Source organism: Janthinobacterium sp. AD80, from assembly GCF_002878455.1.
Taxonomy (GTDB): Bacteria; Pseudomonadota; Gammaproteobacteria; order Burkholderiales; family Burkholderiaceae_D; genus Janthinobacterium.
In genome coordinates, this window is record NZ_NRDQ01000292.1 from 1 (window position 1) to 1,406 (window position 1,406).

A 1,406-nucleotide genomic window follows, 5' to 3' on the forward strand; every position below is an offset into this window, starting at 1 on the left:
GTGTTCCCGGCCCAGGCGCCAGCCTGGCAGGAAGCGGCCTTGCCCGCTGCCGGCGGCACGGCGGAGCGCTTCAGCATGCAGGCGGAAAGGGGCGAGCGGTGAGTGCGGGCCATGTCAGTCATGGCGTCCAGGCCTGCCACGGTGGCGCGGCGCCCCTGCGCGTGGCCGTCTTCGGCAGTTTTTACCGGGGCTTTCATGTGCTCAGCGAACTGCTCAAGGGGCCGCTGGCCGCGCGCATCGAGGTGGTCGGCGTGGCCACGGATGACCCGCAGGCCAGCTTCGTCAGCCGCGAACGGCGCGTCTGGGCGTATCCGCACAGCGCCGAGGAAGAAACGATGGTGGCGCGCCTGGCGGCGGCGCACGGCTTGCCCGCCTATCGGGGGCGCGTGAAGAGCGAGGAGTTTTATCGCCTGTACGAGCGCGAATGGCGCCCCCAGCTGTGCATCGCCGCCACCTTCGGCCAGCAGTTCGACGCTCGCCTGCACCGCTTTCCCTGCCATGGTTTCTACAACCTGCACCCGTGCGTGGACGACGGCTGGCCCTCGGCGTATGCGGGGCCGAATCCGTTCCAGGCCCTGCTTGACGACGGCGCCGACCATGCCGTCATCGCCCTGCATGAAGTCGACGACGGCTTCGATACGGGGCGGCTGCTGGCGCTGTCCGAGAAAATTTACTTTCCGCCCACGGCCTCGGTGGTCGACCTGCACAAGAGTACCTCGCCGCTGGCGGCCAAGCTCCTGGCGCAGCACGTGGCCAGGCTGATCGAGGCGCCGCAGGCGCAGCATGCGGCCGCCTGATGATGGCGCCGTTTTACTTTCCCGCAAATCCCGCTTACTGGACTAGACACGCTCATGCACGCCATTCCTGATTTCCTCCTCAGTCCCGCCGAACAGCAGCGCCTCGATGCCTTGCTGGCGCCGATTTCCCCCGCGGCGCCGTGCGGCGAGGCGGCCCGCTACGATGCCGTTTTCATGGAAATCCGCCTGTTGCGCGAGGAAGACGACCCCAGCCTGCCGATGGGGCAGTGGGAGCGCCCGCTGCGGCGCGCCGACTGGCCGCTGATCGAGCAGCGCTGCGGCGAAACCCTGGCGACGCGCTCGAAGGACTTGCAGCTCGCCGCCTGGCTGCTCGAGGCGTGGCTGCGCCAGCGGGGCTTTGTCGGCCTGTTCCACGGCTTGCGCCTGGTCGATGCCCTGCTGCGCACCTACTGGCAGGAGCTGCATCCCGTCATCGAGGACGATGGCGACGCCGACGCGCGCCTGGCGCCGCTCGAATGGCTGAATGAATCGCTGAGTGCCAGCGTGCGCGTGCATGCGCCCTTGCTGGTCCTGGGCGGCAAGCTGCCGCCGCTGGCCCTGGCCGACTGGGAGCGCATGACGGCGCTGGACGTGACGCCCGGCCTTGGC

The 1,406-nt window shown here is 69.1% G+C and carries 2 protein-coding genes; both read left to right on the forward strand.

Going from position 1 to position 1,406, the window contains the following annotated elements:
- Positions 1-98: 98 nt before the first annotated feature.
- Positions 99-797: a formyltransferase family protein gene (locus tag JaAD80_RS28785; RefSeq protein ID WP_258003249.1), complete on the forward strand. Its 699-nt coding sequence runs from the start codon at positions 99-101 to the stop codon at positions 795-797.
- A 54-nt stretch (positions 798-851) separates the two neighbouring features.
- On the forward strand, positions 852-1,406 hold a 555-nt coding region (gene tssA / locus JaAD80_RS28790), incomplete at its 3' end, for a type VI secretion system protein TssA (protein WP_102299595.1).